The 563-nt window shown below is 70.0% G+C and carries 1 protein-coding gene; it reads left to right on the top strand.

All coding sequences use genetic code 11. From position 1 onward, the window contains the following. A partial coding sequence (locus tag ABVS03_RS11595; protein ID WP_368019223.1) for a transposase occupies positions 1–540 on the top strand: 540 nt, incomplete at its 5' end. Positions 541–563 lie beyond the last annotated feature (23 nt).

Genomic DNA, 563 nt, shown 5'->3' on the forward strand with positions numbered 1-563 from the left:
ATCCGCGCAGCCGAGTCGGCGGACGAGCAGTACGGGGCGCTCCTGGACGAGGCGCACAGGCTCGCCGGGGCCTCCCCGCTGGCCGGCATCGTCAGGGCCCTCCAGTGCCTCAAGTGCGTCCAGTTCGTCACGGCCCTGACGTTCGCCGCCGAGGTCGGCGACTTCTCCCGCTTCCGTTCCGGCAGGAGCATCACGTCGTACTTCGGGCTCGCCCCCTCGGAGAGCTCGAGCGCGGCCAAGAAGAGGATGGGCGCGATATCCAGATGCGGCTGCGCGCTCACGAGGTCGCTGCTCGTGGAGTGCTCGTGGTCGGCGCTGAGATGCAGCCCGGCGAAGGGGAAGGCATGCCCGGAGCCGGTGGACGTGCGCATACGGGAGCGTGCACGCACGCTCTCTGCGCGCCTGTGCAGCCACAGGAGGTCGCTGGTCGCACGGGGCATGCCTGCATGCAAGGCCAATGCGGCCACGGCAGCGGAGCTGGCCAGGTTCATGCTCTTCCTCGGCAGCGAGCAGCAGTCGCTCGCAGCCGAAGCGTCATAGGCAGGGGATGGAAGGCGGCCCCG

Origin of the sequence: Olsenella sp. AGMB03486, assembly GCF_040884255.1 — a bacterium.
In the GTDB taxonomy this organism is placed as follows: domain Bacteria; phylum Actinomycetota; class Coriobacteriia; order Coriobacteriales; family Atopobiaceae; genus Olsenella_L; species Olsenella_L kribbiana.